The 15,655-nt window shown below is 59.8% G+C and carries 16 protein-coding genes; 8 read left to right on the top strand and 8 right to left on the bottom strand.

The features are described from left to right. Window positions 1-317 (top strand): Mom family adenine methylcarbamoylation protein (locus tag AC4PR2_RS22010; protein ID WP_492175455.1); only part of this gene is annotated, 317 nt, incomplete at its 5' end. Between the two features lie 231 nt (window positions 318-548). After that, window positions 549-2,615, top strand: coding sequence for a carbon starvation CstA family protein (locus AC4PR2_RS22005; RefSeq protein WP_047730578.1), 2,067 nt, complete (start codon window positions 549-551; stop codon window positions 2,613-2,615). A 53-nt stretch (window positions 2,616-2,668) separates the two neighbouring features. On the opposite strand, the gene fsa is transcribed toward AC4PR2_RS22005, so the two are convergent. Next, on the bottom strand, window positions 2,669-3,334 hold the full coding sequence (fsa, locus tag AC4PR2_RS22000) for a fructose-6-phosphate aldolase (RefSeq protein WP_060418544.1): 666 nt from the start codon (window positions 3,332-3,334) through the stop codon (window positions 2,669-2,671). A 149-nt stretch (window positions 3,335-3,483) separates the two neighbouring features. On the opposite strand from fsa, the gene AC4PR2_RS21995 reads away from it, so the two are divergent. The 4 genes from AC4PR2_RS21995 (at window position 3,484) to osmB (ending at window position 8,116) form a co-directional block, all read left to right on the top strand. Beyond that, complete coding sequence (locus AC4PR2_RS21995) at window positions 3,484-4,383, top strand: glycyl-radical enzyme activating protein (RefSeq protein ID WP_492175454.1); 900 nt, start codon at window positions 3,484-3,486, stop codon at window positions 4,381-4,383. A gap of 4 nt (window positions 4,384-4,387) precedes the next feature. After that, window positions 4,388-6,820, top strand: a complete 2,433-nt coding sequence (locus AC4PR2_RS21990) for a formate C-acetyltransferase/glycerol dehydratase family glycyl radical enzyme (protein WP_330112815.1) — start codon at window positions 4,388-4,390, stop codon at window positions 6,818-6,820. A 50-nt stretch (window positions 6,821-6,870) separates the two neighbouring features. Continuing rightward, window positions 6,871-7,617, top strand: a complete 747-nt coding sequence (locus AC4PR2_RS21985) for a DeoR/GlpR family DNA-binding transcription regulator (RefSeq protein WP_038876236.1) — start codon at window positions 6,871-6,873, stop codon at window positions 7,615-7,617. A 280-nt stretch (window positions 7,618-7,897) separates the two neighbouring features. Further along, on the top strand, window positions 7,898-8,116 hold the full coding sequence (gene osmB, locus AC4PR2_RS21980; RefSeq protein ID WP_004945176.1) for an osmotically-inducible lipoprotein OsmB: 219 nt from the start codon (window positions 7,898-7,900) through the stop codon (window positions 8,114-8,116). A gap of 190 nt (window positions 8,117-8,306) precedes the next feature. Here the strand turns inward: osmB and yciH are convergent, their stop codons facing one another. After that, a complete protein-coding gene (gene yciH, locus AC4PR2_RS21975; protein ID WP_038876234.1) occupies window positions 8,307-8,633 on the bottom strand; it encodes a stress response translation initiation inhibitor YciH in 327 nt (108 codons plus the stop codon). Window positions 8,634-8,643: 10 nt separating this feature from the next. Continuing rightward, window positions 8,644-9,372, bottom strand: a complete 729-nt coding sequence (gene pyrF, locus AC4PR2_RS21970; protein WP_330112816.1) for an orotidine-5'-phosphate decarboxylase — start codon at window positions 9,370-9,372, stop codon at window positions 8,644-8,646. A gap of 329 nt (window positions 9,373-9,701) precedes the next feature. Between pyrF and bhsA the strand changes: the two genes are divergently transcribed. Both bhsA and AC4PR2_RS21960 read left to right on the top strand, forming a co-directional pair. Then, the gene (gene bhsA, locus AC4PR2_RS21965) at window positions 9,702-9,962 is read left to right on the top strand and encodes a multiple stress resistance protein BhsA (protein ID WP_149572564.1); all 261 of its coding nucleotides are present in this window, start codon (window positions 9,702-9,704) and stop codon (window positions 9,960-9,962) included. Window positions 9,963-10,134: 172 nt separating this feature from the next. Beyond that, window positions 10,135-10,434, top strand: coding sequence for an Arc family DNA-binding protein (locus AC4PR2_RS21960; RefSeq protein ID WP_330112817.1), 300 nt, complete (start codon window positions 10,135-10,137; stop codon window positions 10,432-10,434). A 69-nt stretch (window positions 10,435-10,503) separates the two neighbouring features. Here the strand turns inward: AC4PR2_RS21960 and lapB are convergent, their stop codons facing one another. The 5 genes from lapB to AC4PR2_RS21935 form a co-directional block, all read right to left on the bottom strand. Continuing rightward, window positions 10,504-11,676 carry a lipopolysaccharide assembly protein LapB gene (lapB, locus tag AC4PR2_RS21955; protein WP_025303023.1) on the bottom strand — a complete coding sequence of 391 codons (1,173 nt, stop codon included), beginning with the start codon at window positions 11,674-11,676 and terminating at the stop codon, window positions 10,504-10,506. 6 nt (window positions 11,677-11,682) lie between these two features. Next, window positions 11,683-11,985 carry a LapA family protein gene (locus tag AC4PR2_RS21950; protein WP_004930650.1) on the bottom strand — a complete coding sequence of 101 codons (303 nt, stop codon included), beginning with the start codon at window positions 11,983-11,985 and terminating at the stop codon, window positions 11,683-11,685. 291 nt (window positions 11,986-12,276) lie between these two features. Next, window positions 12,277-13,074 (bottom strand): SDR family oxidoreductase, encoded by a 798-nt coding sequence (locus AC4PR2_RS21945; protein WP_049271279.1) that lies wholly within the window; start codon window positions 13,072-13,074, stop codon window positions 12,277-12,279. Beyond that, window positions 13,071-14,594 carry an FGGY family carbohydrate kinase gene (locus tag AC4PR2_RS21940; protein WP_060439826.1) on the bottom strand — a complete coding sequence of 508 codons (1,524 nt, stop codon included), beginning with the start codon at window positions 14,592-14,594 and terminating at the stop codon, window positions 13,071-13,073. The genes AC4PR2_RS21945 and AC4PR2_RS21940 overlap by 4 nt, the downstream gene beginning before the upstream one ends. Beyond that, window positions 14,587-15,651, bottom strand: a complete 1,065-nt coding sequence (locus tag AC4PR2_RS21935) for an ABC transporter permease (RefSeq protein WP_087762719.1) — start codon at window positions 15,649-15,651, stop codon at window positions 14,587-14,589. The genes AC4PR2_RS21940 and AC4PR2_RS21935 overlap by 8 nt, the downstream gene beginning before the upstream one ends. Between the last annotated feature and the right edge of the window lie 4 nt (window positions 15,652-15,655).

Genomic DNA, 15,655 nt, shown 5'->3' with positions numbered 1-15,655 from the left:
TGCAATGGGTGCAATCGTTCGCGGATGAGCGGTGCGGGTGTTTCGGGGTTGTGTACCAGGCGAGTAATTTTGAGTTTTTTGGCAGCCATTTCTCACGGTTCTATGAGCTCGACGGAGAGTGGTATCACGAGATCGCCCTCAATGCCATAAAGAGAGGGGGCAAGCGCGGTGAGCACCTTCGGGCCAATATCGACCGGGCAACCGTGCATAGGTTCCAGCAGTTTCGTTACATTCGCTTTTTGAATAAGAAGGCTCGTAAACGGCTCAACACCAAATTATTCACACCGAAGCCTTATCCGAAGCCGGGTAATTTATAATAACGCTTCAAAGTTGTATCAAATGTACTGCGATTGATGGATTTTTGTTCGTATCAAATAATTTGCAAATCTGTATCAAAAGTTTCGCCGCGCAATATTTTACACTAAAACCCCACCTGCTTCACATTTCTCATCCGACCTGCCGCGGTTCGGCGGCAAAACTTCTACTGTTAAAACGTCATTCCTAATAACAACGTCGATTTTTACCTCTGTACGCCAAGGAGTTGTTTCATGAAAAACATCAGGTCAGGACTTATCTGGCTGCTGGTGGCGTTGGTCGGCGCCTTCGCCTTCGCCATGCTGGCGCTCAGCCGCGGCGAACACGTCAACGCCGTCTGGCTGGTGGTCGCCGCCGTCGCCTGCTACAGCATCGCCTACCGCTTCTACAGCCGGTTCATTGCCGATAAGGTCTTTGAACTGGACGACCGCCGTCTGACCCCGGCAGAACGCCACAACGACGGCCTGGACTACGTGCCCACCAACAAATGGGTGCTGTTCGGCCACCACTTCGCCGCCATCGCCGGCGCCGGGCCGCTGGTGGGGCCGATTCTGGCCGCGCAGATGGGCTTCCTGCCGGGAACCATCTGGATCCTGGTCGGCGTTATGCTGGCCGGCGCGGTGCAGGATTTCCTGGTGCTGTTCATCTCCACACGCCGCGACGGACGTTCGCTGGGGGAAATGGCCAAGCAAGAGCTGGGCGCATTCGCCGGGGTGATCACCATGCTCGGCGCGCTGGGGGTGATGATCATCATCCTGTCGGCGCTGGCGCTGGTGGTGGTAAAAGCCTTGGCCGACAGCCCGTGGGGGCTGTTCACCATCGCCGCCACCATCCCGATCGCCCTGTTCATGGGCATCTACATGCGCTTTATCCGGCCGGGCAAGATCGCTGAAATCTCGGTGATCGGCTTCGTGCTGATGCTGCTGGCGATTATTTACGGCGGCAACGTGGCGCAAGATCCTTACTGGGGGCCGTTCTTCACGCTGCACGGCACCACCCTGACCTGGGTGCTGGTGATCTACGGCTTCGTCGCTTCGGTGCTGCCGGTGTGGCTGCTGCTGGCGCCGCGCGACTACCTTTCCACCTTTATGAAAATCGGCGTCATCATCGGCCTGGCCATCGGCATCGTCTTCGCCATGCCGGAGATGAAAATGCCGGCGGTCTCGCGCTTCATCGACGGCAGCGGCCCGGTGTTCGCCGGCGCCCTGTTCCCGTTCCTGTTCATCACCATCGCCTGCGGCGCCATTTCCGGCTTCCACGCGCTGGTCTCCAGCGGCACCACGCCCAAGCTGGTGGAACGCGAAAGCCACATTCGCTTTATCGGTTACGGCGCCATGCTGATGGAGTCTTTCGTCGCCATCATGGCGTTGATCTGCGCCTCGGTGCTGGATCCGGGCGTTTACTTCGCCATGAACTCACCGGCGGCGCTGATCGGCACCACGGTGGAAAATGCTTCGCAGGTCATTAACAGCTGGGGCTTTATCGTCACGCCGGAAACGCTGGCGCTGATCGCCAAAGAGGTAGGTGAGAACTCCATCCTGTCGCGCGCCGGCGGTGCCCCAACCTTCGCCGTGGGCATGGCGCACATCATCAGCGAGGTGTTCAACAGCCGGGCGATGATGGCCTTCTGGTACCACTTCGCCATTCTGTTCGAAGCGCTGTTCATCCTGACCGCCGTCGACGCCGGTACCCGCGCCTGCCGCTTTATGGTGCAGGATCTGGTGGGCGTGGCGGTGCCGCAGCTGGCCAACAACCGTTCCTGGTTCGGCAATCTGGCGGGCACCACGGTGGCGGTAGCCGGCTGGGGCTTCTTCGTGTATCAAGGCGTGGTCGATCCGCTCGGCGGCATCAATACCCTGTGGCCGCTGTTCGGCATCGGCAACCAGATGCTGGCATCGATGGCGCTGATCCTCGGCACCGTGGTGCTGTTCAAGATGAAAAAACAGCGTTACGCCTGGGTTACCATCCTGCCGACCGCCTGGCTGTTCGTGACCTCCATGACCGCCGGCTGGCAGAAAATCTTCCACGAGAAACCGAGCATCGGTTTCCTGGCGCAGGCGAAGAAATTCTCCACCGGCATTGAGCAAGGCACGATCATTGCGCCGGCCAAATCGCTGAAAGACATGGAGACCATCGTGTTCAGCAACCAAATCAACGCCGCGCTGTGCGGGTTCTTTATGCTGGTGGCGGTAACCATGCTGATCGCCGCCTTCTTCGCGATCCGCCGGGCGCTGCGTGCCGAACAGCCGACGGCGCATGAGGTGAGCGCCGCGCTTAGGGAAGAAACCGGCCGCAGCTAAGCGTTTCAGTCATCCAGCAAGGGCGCCGCGGCGCCCTTTTTACTGGCCAGGCTTTAACCCAGCAGCGTGGAGCCGAAAGCCCCCTGCCAATCCTGCTCGAACTTCTCGACCGCGGCCTGCACCGCTGGCGCGCTGAGGAACTGCTCCGCCACATCCACCGGCAGCGTGATGGCCTGGCAGCCCGCCAGCAGGCATTCCAGCGCCTGGCGCGGCGTTTTAAAGCTGGCGGCCAGCACCTGCGCCGACGGCGCGTGCAGGCTCAGCAGCTGCTGCAGCTCGTGCACCATTTCGATACCGTCGCCGCCCTGCGCATCTAGCCGATTGACGTAAGGCGCCACATATTCCGCCCCGGCCAAGGCCGCCAGCAGCCCCTGCCCGGCGCCGTATACCGCCGTGCCCAGCGTCGGAATGGACATCGTTTTAAGCTTCTTGATCGCAGCCAGCCCCTCGGCGGTTGCCGGGATCTTCACCACCAGCCCCGGTACGCGCTGGCTGAGCAGCGCCGCCTCCGCCACCATGCGCTCGGCATCGGCCGCCATCACCTGCGCGAACAGCTTGCCGGTGCCGCCGAGGGCGTCGCGCAGCGCAGGCAGCACTTCCCAGATCGGCTTGCCTTCCTTCGCCACGATGCTCGGGTTGGTGGTGACGCCGTGCAGCGGCAGAATGCGCGCCAGGCGTTTTACCGCAGTCACATCGGCGGTATCGAGATAAAGCTCCATCACGGACTCCTGTGTCATGTTCTGTGGGCGGATTCAAACTCTGATCATCATAGGGCAAAAACCCTGTCAACTTTTGACCAAAATCAATTCAACTTTCATTCGAAACATCTTTAATGGCGAAAGATTCAGCAACACCAAACGGGTGACTCATGTTCTTCAATCTGCAGCGCTACTCGACCCATGATGGCCCTGGCATCCGCAGCGTGGTCTTTTTAAAAGGGTGCCCGCTGAGCTGCCGCTGGTGTCAGAACCCGGAAAGCCGCTCGCGCCACGCGGATCTGCTGTTTGACGAGCGCCTGTGCCTGAGCGGCTGTACGCTGTGCACCGAGCGCTGCCCGCAAGGCCTGCGGCGTGACGAGGGAGCATTGACGCTGCGGCGCGACGTCATCAGCAAAGACGACTATGCGGCGCTGGCCGCCGCCTGCCCGACCGGCGCGCTCAGCCTGTGCGGCAGCGCGGTCAACCCCGACGATATCATGGCCGAGGTGATGCGGGATAAGCCTTTCTACCTGCGCAGCGGCGGCGGTTTAACGCTGTCCGGCGGCGAACCCTTTATGCAGCCGGAAATCGCGGCGGAGCTGCTGCGGCGCGGCCGCGAAGCCGGCATCCACACCGCCGTCGAATCCTGTCTGCACGTTCCCTGGCGCTACATCGCCCCTTCGTTGCCCTGGCTGGATCTGCTGTTGGCCGATCTCAAACACACCGATGAAGCGCGCTTCAAAACCTGGACCGGCGGCTCCGCCCGTCGGGTGATGAACAATTTTCGCCGGCTGGCGGCGCACGGCGTGCCAATGACCGTGTGCGTGCCGCTGATCCCCGATTTCAACGCCGATCGCCACTCTGTCCGCACGATTGTCGACTTCGCCGCCGACGAGATCGGCGTATCGGAGATCCATTTTCTGCCGTACCACACGCTGGGCATCAACAAGTATCACCTGCTCGGCGAGCCCTACCGCGCCGCCCGCACGCCGCTGGACGCGCCCGATCTGCTGGCCTTCGCCGAAGCGTACGCCGGCGCCAAAGGCCTGACCGCCATTTTGCGAGGATAACGCCATGACCACATTGGATTTGACCACCCTCAGCGCCCGTATTCAGGCGCATAAGAACGCGCTGATCCACATCGTCAAACCGCCGGTGTGCACCGAACGCGCGCAGCACTATACCGAAGCCTATCAACAGCATCAGGATCGGCCGCTGCCGGTGCGCCGTGCGCTGGCGCTGGCCAACCACCTGGCGAAGCGCAGTATCTGGATCGCCAACGACGAGCTGATCATCGGCAACCAGGCCAGTGAGCTGCGCGCCGCGCCGATCTTCCCCGAATACACCGTCGGCTGGATAGAAAACGAGATCGACCAGTTGGCCGACCGGCCGGGCGCCGGCTTCTCGGTCAGCGAAGAGAACAAGGCGATTTTGCACCGTCTTTGCCCCTGGTGGCGCGGCCAAACGGTGCAGGATCGCTGCTACGGCATGTTTACCGACGAACAGAAGGCGCTGCTGGCCACCGGCATCATCAAGGCCGAGGGCAACATGACCTCCGGCGACGCCCATCTGGCGGTCAACTTCCCGCTGCTGCTGGCGCTAGGCCTCGACGGCCTGCGTGAAAAGGTGAACGCGCGCCGCAGCCGCCTGCACCTGACCGAGTGGGAAGATCTGCACAAAGCGCAGTTTCTCAACGCCATCGACATCGTACTGGCGGCGCTGAGCGAGCACATCCTGCGCTTCGCCCGCCTGGCGCGCGACATGGCGCAACGCGAAACCCGCGACTGGCGGCGCACCGAGCTGCTGGCTATCGCAGACAACTGCGATCTGATCGCCCATCGCCCGCCGCGGACCTTCTGGCAGGCGCTGCAGCTGTGCTATTTCATCCAGCTGACGTTGCAGATCGAATCCAACGGCCATTCGGTTTCCTTTGGTCGCCTCGACCAATATCTCTATCCCTGGTATCGGCGCGACGTCGAGCTGGAGCAAAACCTGGCGCGGGAAGACGCCATCGAGCTGCTGCACAGCTGCTGGCTGAAGCTGCTGGAGGTCAACAAGATCCGCTCCGGCTCGCACTCCAAGGCCTCCGCCGGCAGCCCGCTGTACCAGAACGTCACCATCGGCGGCCAAAAACTGATCGACGGCCGGCCGTGCGACGCGGTCAACCCGCTGTCCTACGCCATTCTCGAATCCTGCGGCCGCCTGCGCTCCACCCAACCCAACCTCAGCGTGCGTTACCACGCCGGAATGAGCGCCGATTTCCTCGACGCCTGCGTGCAGGTGATCCGCTGCGGCTTTGGTATGCCGGCGTTCAACAACGACGAAATCGTCATTCCCGAGTTCATCAAACTGGGGGTTGAGCCGCAGGATGCCTACGACTATGCCGCCATCGGCTGCATCGAGACCGCCGTCGGCGGCAAATGGGGCTATCGCTGCACCGGCATGAGCTTCATCAACTTCGCCCGCGTGCTGCTGGCGGCGCTGGAACAGGGCCGCGACGCCACCTCCGGGCAGATTTTCCTGCCGCAGGAGCAGGCGCTGTCCAAAGGGAACTTCGCCGATTTCGAGCAGGTGATGGCGGCATGGGATCGGCAAATCCGTTACTACACGCGCAAGTCAATTGAGATCGAATGCGTGGTGGACAGCGTGCTGGAGGAGAACGCCCACGATATCCTCTGTTCCGCGCTGGTGGATGACTGCATCGAACGCGGCAAAAGCATCAAGCAAGGCGGCGCCAAGTACGACTGGGTTTCTGGCCTGCAGGTCGGCATCGCCAACCTCGGCAACAGCCTGGCGGCGGTGCGCAAACTGGTGTTCGAGCAAGAGACAATCGGCCAGCAGCAGTTGGCGGCGGCGCTGGCCGACGACTTCGCCGGGTTGGATGGCGAACAGCTGCGCCAGCGGCTGCTCAACGCCGCGCCCAAATACGGCAACGACGTGGACGACGTCGATCGGCTGCTGGTGCGCGCCTACCAAACCTACATCGAGGAACTGAAGCAGTATCGCAACACCCGCTTCGGCCGCGGGCCGATCGGCGGCGGCTACTACGCCGGTACGTCGTCTATCTCAGCCAACGTGCCCTTCGGCGCCGCCACCCTGGCGACCCCGGATGGCCGTAAGGCGCACCAGCCGCTGGCGGAAGGCGCCAGCCCGGCGTCCGGCACCGACCACCTGGGGCCGACGGCGGTGTTCAATTCGCTCGCCAAGCTACCGACCGGAGCGATCCTCGGCGGCGTGTTGCTCAACCAAAAGCTGAACCCGACGACGCTGGACAACCCACGCGATCGGGAAAAGCTGATGCTGATGTTGCGCACCTTCTTCGAGAGCTATCGCGGCTGGCATGTGCAGTACAACATCGTGTCGCGCGAAACGCTGCTGGCAGCGAAGCAACACCCTGACCAATATCGTGATTTAGTGGTTCGCGTAGCTGGCTATTCCGCCTTCTTTACCGCATTATCCCCTGAGGCGCAGGATGATATTATTGCGCGCACAGAACATACTCTTTAAACCTTTGACTCTTAGCGGCCGCACCTTGGCGGCCGCATCATCAGGCCGATATGAATTTACGACAACAGACCATATTGCAGTTGGTTAACGATCGCCGGCGAATCAGCGTCAATGAGCTGGCGCGCGCCTCGGGCGTCTCGGAAGTCACCATCCGGCAAGATCTCAACCTGCTGGAAAAGCGCAGCTACCTGAAGCGGGTACATGGCTCCGCCGTGGCGCTGGAGAGCGACGACGTCGACGCCCGCATGATGTCCAACTTCACTCTCAAGCAGCGGCTGGCGCAGTACGCCGCCGCGCAGGTCAACGACGGCGAGACGATCTTCATCGAGAGCGGCAGCGCCAACGCCCTGCTGGCGCGCTACATCGCCGAACGCAAGCGCATTACGCTGATCACCGTCAGCCATTACATCGCCAACCTGCTGAAAGAAACCGACTGCGACGTGATTGTGCTGGGCGGCATGTACCAGAAGAAAAGCGAGACCGTGGTCGGCCCACTCACGCGGCTGTGCATTCAGCAGGTGCATTTCAACAAGGCGTTTATCGGCATTGACGGCTTTCAGGCCGAAACCGGCTTTACCGGCCGCGACATGATGCGCGCCGACGTGGTCAGCGCAGTGCTGGCCAAGGGCGTGGAGAATATCGTGCTAACGGACTCCAGCAAATTCGGCCAGATCCAGCCCAACCCGCTGGCGCAGCCGGGCCAGATCAGCCGGGTGATCACCGATTCGCGTTTGGCGCTCGAGTATCAGCATCAGCTGAAACGCCAGGGCATACAGGTGGAGTTGGTCAACGACTAACGCGGGCCGCCATCGTACCAAGCGCGCCGCGCGGGCCACGCCGCGCGCCTTTCCCCCTGCGCAGCGGGATTTTAAGACTATTTACCTGTTTATCCTTCCCGAGAAACCTATACTCAGTTTCGGCAACTTTTGGGCCGTAACTTGCTAATTATTCGGCTTTTAACAAAAAATGCCATTTTTTATATCGATACTGTATGGGAACCAACGGCAGGCCTGATTTATGGTTAGCGCCTATACTTATAGGGCACTTCCATATAGCCAATGCTAAGGAGAAGTCATTATGATGATTATCAATAAACGTTTCGCCACCGCCGCTCTGGCACTGACTCTGGCGTTTTCACTCAGCGCCTGTTCCAACATGTCCAAACGCGATCGCAACACCGCTATCGGTGCCGGTGCCGGCGCAGTCGGCGGCGCAGTGCTGACAGACGGCAGCGCGTTGGGCACGCTGGGTGGGGCTGCGGTGGGGGGCATTATCGGTCACCAGGTTGGCAAATAACCTGACCGAGCGCCCTCGGCCGACAGGCTGGCAAAAGCGCCTCGGCGCTTTGACGTATTATCCAGAATAACGATGATTTCAGGTCTGTTTTACTTTAAGTCTATGGGTCTTTTGCCGTTAACGGGCTAACCCCCGGCAGCAACAACCTCAAGCCATGCCGCGGCATTGCACCGCGGCATGGCGATTCAGCTCAACCGCCCGCCAGCTTGACCTTCATGCCTTTGGCTTCCAGCAGCTGCTTGAGCAGATCGCGTTTATCACCCTGGATTTCGATGATCCCGTCTTTCACCGAACCGCCGCAGCCACATTTCTTCTTCAGCTCGGCCGCCAGTTTGTCGAGCGCAGCATCATCCAGATCGATACCGGCGATCAGGCACACGCCCTTCCCCTTGCGGCCGCTGGTTTGACGCTGGATGCGCACGATGCCGTCACCCTTGGCGCGTTGCGGTTTAACCTCTTCCTGCTTGATACGGCCGGTGTCCGTGGAATACACCAGGCGGCTGTTATCGTCATTCATCGGCAGTTCCTCAGGCCAAAGAGGCGCGGATCGCGCGCAGCGTCGCGGCCGGATCGGCAGATTGGGTGATCGGACGCCCAATCACCATGTAGTCCACGCCGGCGGCCTGTGCCTGCACCGGCGTCATGATACGGCGCTGATCGCCCGCCGCGCTGCCTTCAGGGCGGATCCCCGGCGTAACCAGCTGGAATGCCTGCCCGCAGGCCGCCTTCAGCCGCTGCGCTTCGTGTGCCGAACACACCACGCCGTCCAGCCCACAGTCGCGGGTCAGGCGCGCCAGGCGCTCGGCGTGTTCCGCCGGGCTGGCCTCGATGCCGATGCCGCGCAGGTCTTCCTCTTCCATGCTGGTGAGCACCGTCACGGCGATCAGCAGCGGCGCATCCGCCCCGAATGACGCCAGCGCTTCTTTAGCGGCGGTCATCATGCGCGCGCCGCCGCTGGCGTGGACGTTGACCATCCAAACGCCCAGCTCGGCCGCCGCCGCGACCGCATGCGCGGTGGTATTGGGAATATCGTGGAATTTCAGGTCGAGAAACACGTCGAAGCCACGCCCATGCAGATCGCGCACCAGCTGCGGCCCAAACAGCGTGAACATTTCTTTGCCCACTTTCAGCCGGCAGTCTTGCGGATCGATACGGTCGGCAAACGCCAGCGCAGCGTTCTTATCGGCGTAATCTAGCGCCACAACGATTGGAGATGATTTTAAGTCATTGTTATTAGCTTTATTTTCAGACTTCATTTCTTCTACCTTCTCTAAAATAGACATAATCAGGGACTCACCCGCGAAACTGACCGCCGCATTCTACATGCCGAGGGCCAGAAATCCCAGCCGCAGCGCGCACCGGCGCTCTGTCATGTTACTTCTCACCTTTGTCATGGCGCGTCAACGAAAGCGCGTCAGCAATAAACCACGCAGCGTAAAACGCCGTAAAGATGCGTAAATTGTTAATCAGATATTTTGAATCACTTACTCAGCATTATCAGATTTTCAATTGGCACAGATGCTTTATTATTCACCACATCGGAAGCGAACGGCTTCCTTCCTTAATAAACAGACTGGAGTCACCTATGAAAACCATCAAAAATTTTGCGGCCGCTGCCGCTATCGCACTGACCTCTTTCGCCACCTTCGCGGCTGAACCGATCAGCAGCCAGCAGGCCGATAGCCTGACTGCCACCGGCGTCGTTTCCGCAGGTCACGCGACCACCCTCAGCAGCCTGGAGAAAAAGCTGGCCGCTAAAGCGGATGCCCAGGGCGCCAGCAGCTACCGCATCATCTCCGCCGGTGGTAACAACATGCTGAGCGGCACCGCGATCATCTACAAATAATGTTTCCGGTACAGGGCCCGCTCACTCGGGCCCTGCCTCTGTTTCTCGCCTAAAAAACCCGCGTTTGCCCCGCCCTCATTTGTTACATAAATATTAAATTTTTATTACACACTAGACACCCGATCGCCAGTGGCTTAGCTTGAAGGCATCTTCCTGCAGAAAGGCTTTCAAAATGAGCGAGATATCGACACTTACCATTAAAATTCCTCTGGAACTCAAGGAAAAAATCCGCGCCGCCGCCGCTGAAAACGAATTTTCGCTGAGCGTGGAAGTATGCCAGCGCCTGGAAAGCAGCTTCAGCGCGCCCGCCGCCAAGGCAGAAAAACCGGCCAAAAAGGCGGATGAGCTGCACCACGGCGAGATAGACAACCAAAGCACCGAAGAAGAAATTGAACAGCCTCTGAGCCAGAAAGAGCTGAAGAAACTCCGCCAGCTGTTGAAAACCGGCGCCAAAGGCGGCAAGAAAAGGTAAACGACGAACAGACAAACATAAAAAAACGGGGCGATAAATCGCCCCGTTTTATTTTGTCGAGCCGCGGCGTTATTGCCCATCCAGGCCGCGGATCGGTTTAACCGATGACCAGGCGCGGCACGACGGGCAATGCCAATAGAGCGAGTGCGCGGTGAAGCCGCATTTGTGGCAGCGGTAACGCGGTTTGGTGCGAATTTGCTCGCCGACCATATCGCGCAACAGCAGCAGGCTCTCTTTCGCCCGGCCGTCTTCGGCGTCCGCCAGGTGATAATCCATCAGCCGGTAAAATACCCGCATGGTCGGATGGCGTTGCAGCTGGCGGTTGATATACACCTGCACCACGTCGCGCCCTTCGTGCTGCTCGATGATCTCGGCCAGCATCAGATCGGCGGTGGCACCGGTGTTCTCTTCTACGCAGCGCTTCAGGAATTCAGCCCAGTTGTGCTGTTGTTCCGGCAGATGGGTGTAGCATTCCTGCAGCATCGGCAGCGTTTCGCTGACCAACTCTTTATCCTGACTCAGTACGCGTTGCAGCGACTCGGCGGCTTTGGCGTAGTCGTTTTGCGCCATATAGATGCGGCCGAACATGATGGACACGCGCGCACACTGTTTATCGGCTGCGTCCGCACGCTTGAGCAGGCTCATCGCCCGATCGAGATCGTCGCTGCCCATCGCCTGCAGCGCCAGTTCACAATAGAAGTGTGCGATCTCGACGCGTTGTTTCTCTTTACCCAGCTTGACCAACTTTTCCGCCACGTCGATCGCTTTTTGCCAATCGCTGGTGGCCTGATGGATCACCAGCAGTTGCTGCAGCGCCGATACGCGAAAATCCGCTTCGTCAGTCAACTGGCTGAACATGTCTTCCGCACGATCGTACAGCCCGGCCGCCATATAGTCGCGGCCCAGCTGCTGTACCGCCAGCAGACGCTGTTCGAAGGTCAGGGAGGCGCTTTCCATCAAGGCCTGATGGATGCGGATGGCGCGGTCGACTTCGCCACGCGAACGGAACAGGTTACCCAGCGTCAGGTGGGCTTCAACGGTGTTGCTGTCCTCTTTCAACATGTCGAGGAACAGATCGACCGCCTTGTCCTGCTGGTTGGAAAGCAGAAAGTTCACCCCTGCCACGTATTCACGCGACAGGCGGTTGGCTTCTTGCTGTTTATCCTGCTGAGCGCTTCTGCGCCCCATGTACCAACCGTACGCGGCAGCCACGGGCAGCAACAGAAACAGCAGTTCTAACATAGAGGATTATTCCTTGCTGACAACGGGCTGAGCCGCCGGTTCAGCGGGCTGCTCAAGCTGCAGCTCCAGCCTTTTGATCTTGCGCTCGGCGCGGCCCAGCGCAATGCGCGTGCGCAGGTAGAACAGACCGCAAATGATCCAGCCAAGAACGAAACCGGCGCCAAACAGCGTGGCCAACAGGGTCGATACGCGATAATCGCCCTGCGCAACCAGATAGTTAAAATTGACCACCTGATCGTTATGCGCACCCAAGGTGACGGAAATCACGAAGATCACCAGAACCAACAAAAAAATCAGCAAATATTTCACATTCTTTCCCGCGATGCCGAGTGAATCGGATGAACGATGCCAAAACGTGGCGTCCCTAACCCTTAAGTTAGCATTTCCCGTTGCGGCAGGGAAACCCTGCGGCACGATAAAACCACATATCTGCTGGCATATTCGGCAGTAAACGGCCTTAGCGAACAAATTGATGAGAAAGCTTCTCAAAACGTCGAATTTATAAGGATATGGGGGCGGCCGGGCGGATTGCAATGGCGGGAAAATGTAAGCGGTTAATGCGGCGCCGATCCGACGCCACCTTTTTGTGACATGGTCACGTCAGGACATGATTAACCCGCCGTCCACATTGATGGTCTGGCCGGTAATATAGTCGGCATCGTCCGAGGCAAGGAAAGCCACGAGGCCCGCCACGTCCTCGGGTTGACCGGCGCGCTTAAGGGGAATCCCCGCCACCCACTCGGCCATCAACTCTCCTTTGCCATAGGTTTTTTCCGGGCCACTGAGAATTTCGCCCCAAACGCGGTCGTTATATTCCCACATCTCGCTTTCAATGATGCCGGGGCAGAATGCATTGACGGTGATGCCATGCGGTGCCAGTTCCAGCGCTAAACTCTGCGTAATGCCGATCACGCCCATTTTGCTGGCGGCGTAATGCGGTGTGTAAATGAACCCGTTACGTCCCTGACCGGAAGAGGTGTTGATCAGCCGCCCCCGGCGTTGGCCGACCATATATTTGGCCGCCTCCCGGCAGCAGAGCCAGACCGCCGTGGTATTTACCGCCAACACTTTCTCAAAATCGCTTTTGGGCATCTGGTCAAAACGATCGATAGTGATCACCCCGGCATTTTGAATCGAAACGTCGATCGCGCCGAATCGCTCCCACGCCTGACGATAAAAATCAATCACCTGCGCTTCATCGGTCACGTCGAGGATAATCGGCAGAACCGCCACCCGATAACGCTGGCGCAGCGTTTCCGCCGTGGTCAGAATGCGTTCCGCATTCGATGCAATCACCAGATTGGCACCCAAACTGGCGAAACGTTCGGCGATACCCGCGCCAATGCCGCGGCATGCGCCGGTAATCACCACGGTTTTTCCCGTGAAATCACGATTCATGGTTGTTCTCCTGTCATCAATGCAGCCGCTTGCGGCCGCCACAAGGTGCGTTGTACCGCCTGCCGCCAGGCGCTGTAGTTTTCCTGCAGCTGCCGATGGCGCTGCATATCGGGTTTAAATTCATCATGTTGGGGCAACAATGCCACCAGTTGCCGATCGGAAGTCCCCCACAGGCTGCGCATCGCCATCAGCGCCGCCCCCAGCGCCGAGAGTTCCGCCGTGTTGCTGCGCCACACCGGGCAACCCAACAAATCGGCCTGAAACTGCATCAGCCAGTCATTGCGGCTCGGGCCGCCATCGGCCATTAACCCCTGCAGTACAAAGCCCGGCTGTTGCCGCAATACGTCGATCACATCGGCGATTTGATAAGCCACCGCTTCAAAAGCGGCCCGCACCACATGTTCCCGCCGCGTGCCGCGACTGAGCCCGCAGATCACGCCGCGCGCCTGTTCGTCCCACCAGGGCGCACCGGCCCCGGTCAAGGCCGGTACAAAATAAACGCCGCCGCTGTCGGACACGCGAACAGGCAGCTCACTTAACAGCGCCTCGTCCCCCGGCGGTATGGCGGTGATATCCAGCATCCAGGCAATGGCGTCGCCGGTGTGGGGAATATTGCCCTCCAGCGCATACTGCATACGCCCACCATCGTGCCAGGCGACGGTCGTTGCCAAAGCGCTCGTACCGCATAGCGCTTCGGCGATCGGCGCCATCACCGATGATCCGGTGCCATAGGTGGCCTTAGCCTGCCCTGCCTGGCCAAGCGCATGGCCGTACAGCGCCGCATGCGAGTCGCCCACCATCGCGCCAATCGGAATGCCGTCGGCAATGCCTTCCAATCCCAACGTCGTGCCGAACAGATGACTGGAAGGGTGGATCGTCGGCAGCGCCTGACGGGGAATGTTGAACAGCGCCAGCATCCGCTCGTCCCAATCGCCGGAAGCAAGGTTCAGTAGTTGAGTACGAGCGGCATTGGAGGTATCACAACCGAATGCCTGTCCTCCGCTCAACTGCCACAGCAGCCAGGCATCGATGGTACCAAGGCAGATCTCCCCGTTCTCCGCCATCCGTTGCCCCTCTTCGCAATGGTCGAGCAACCAACGCATTTTCGACGCCGAGAACAGCGGTGAAAGCGGCAGACCGGTGGCGTGACGCACCACTTCGGCCTGCCGATCGTGCCGCAGCCGTTCACAAAAATCGGCAGCGCGCGCACATTGCCAGGTTAAGGCCGGCCCGATCGGCTGGCCGTCGGAACGTCGCCAACCGATGGCAGTTTCACGCTGGTTGCTGATGGCGATACCGGCAATACGGGATGCCCCGGCCAACGCAATCGCTTCCCGCAGCACCGCCAGAGAGGCTTCCAGTAAGGCCTCGCCCCGCTGTTCCACCCAACCGGGCTGCGGCGTCTGCAGCGTCAGCGGCCTGCTGGCCCTGGCAACGATCGCCCCCTGAACATCCACCACCACGGCCTTGGCGTTGCTGGTGCCTTCGTCCAACGCGACAATGCAATCCGCTTTAACCATGGCTCACCTCAGCCAGCGGCTGCGCCGCTTTTTTTTCCTGGCGCTGCATCAAAATGACCTTGCTTTGCAAACGCTGCTGGAACTGATCGATCACCACGGCGGTGACGATCACCAAACCTTTAATCACCATTTGCCAGAACTCGCTGACGCCCATCATCACCAAACCGTCCGCCAGAAAAACGATCACAAAGGCACCGATGATCGAACCGAATACCCTGCCGCGGCCACCGCTCAGCGCCGTACCGCCCAGTACCGTCGCGCCGATGGCGTCCATCTCGAACATATTGCCGGTCATCGGGTGCGCGGTTTGCAATTGTGAAGCGATAACCAGCCCCACCAGCGCCGCGCACAGCCCGGAAAAGGCATAGACGAACATTTTCACTTTGACGATCGGCACCCCCGACAGCCGCGCTGCCGGTTCATTGCCGCCAATCGCATAGATATAGCGCCCAAGCGGCGTTTTCTTGGTGAGATAGATCCCCAACAACACGATGGCCAACATCAGCCAAATCGGATTGTAAATGCCCAGAAAGGTGCCAGATCCCAGGGCCGCGAAACCGGTGTTGCCCAGCGCTTCCATGCCCACCAGATTGGGATAGGTTTTGCCGTCCGCCGTCAGCAACGCCGCCCCACGCGCCACGTACATTGCGCCCAGGGTACAAATGAATGGCGCAACGCCGAGCCGCGTAATCAGCGTGCCGTTGACCAACCCCAACAATACGCCCAACAGCGCCACCGCACCGATCACTTCGAAAACGTTGAGAAACAGCCGGTTGCCGTCCCACAGCGGGATACCGACGGTCAACAGCGCACCGGCGATCATCCCGCACAAGCCCGCCACCGCGCCGACCGACAAATCGATGCCGCCGGTGAGGATCACCAGCGTCATACCAACCGCCAGCAACCCGGTAATCGCCACGTGCTGCGTCATGATCAGCAGATTGGAGACGGTCAGAAAATTCGGCACCATGCTGCTGAAAAACAGCACCACCAACAACAGGGCGATGAAGGTGCGCGCCTGCAGCAAATACATATACAACCGATATTTGGTTTGCATTGCC

Source organism: Serratia sp. A07 (genome assembly GCF_058725505.1).
This window is presented reverse-complemented; position numbering and strand designations above follow the sequence as displayed.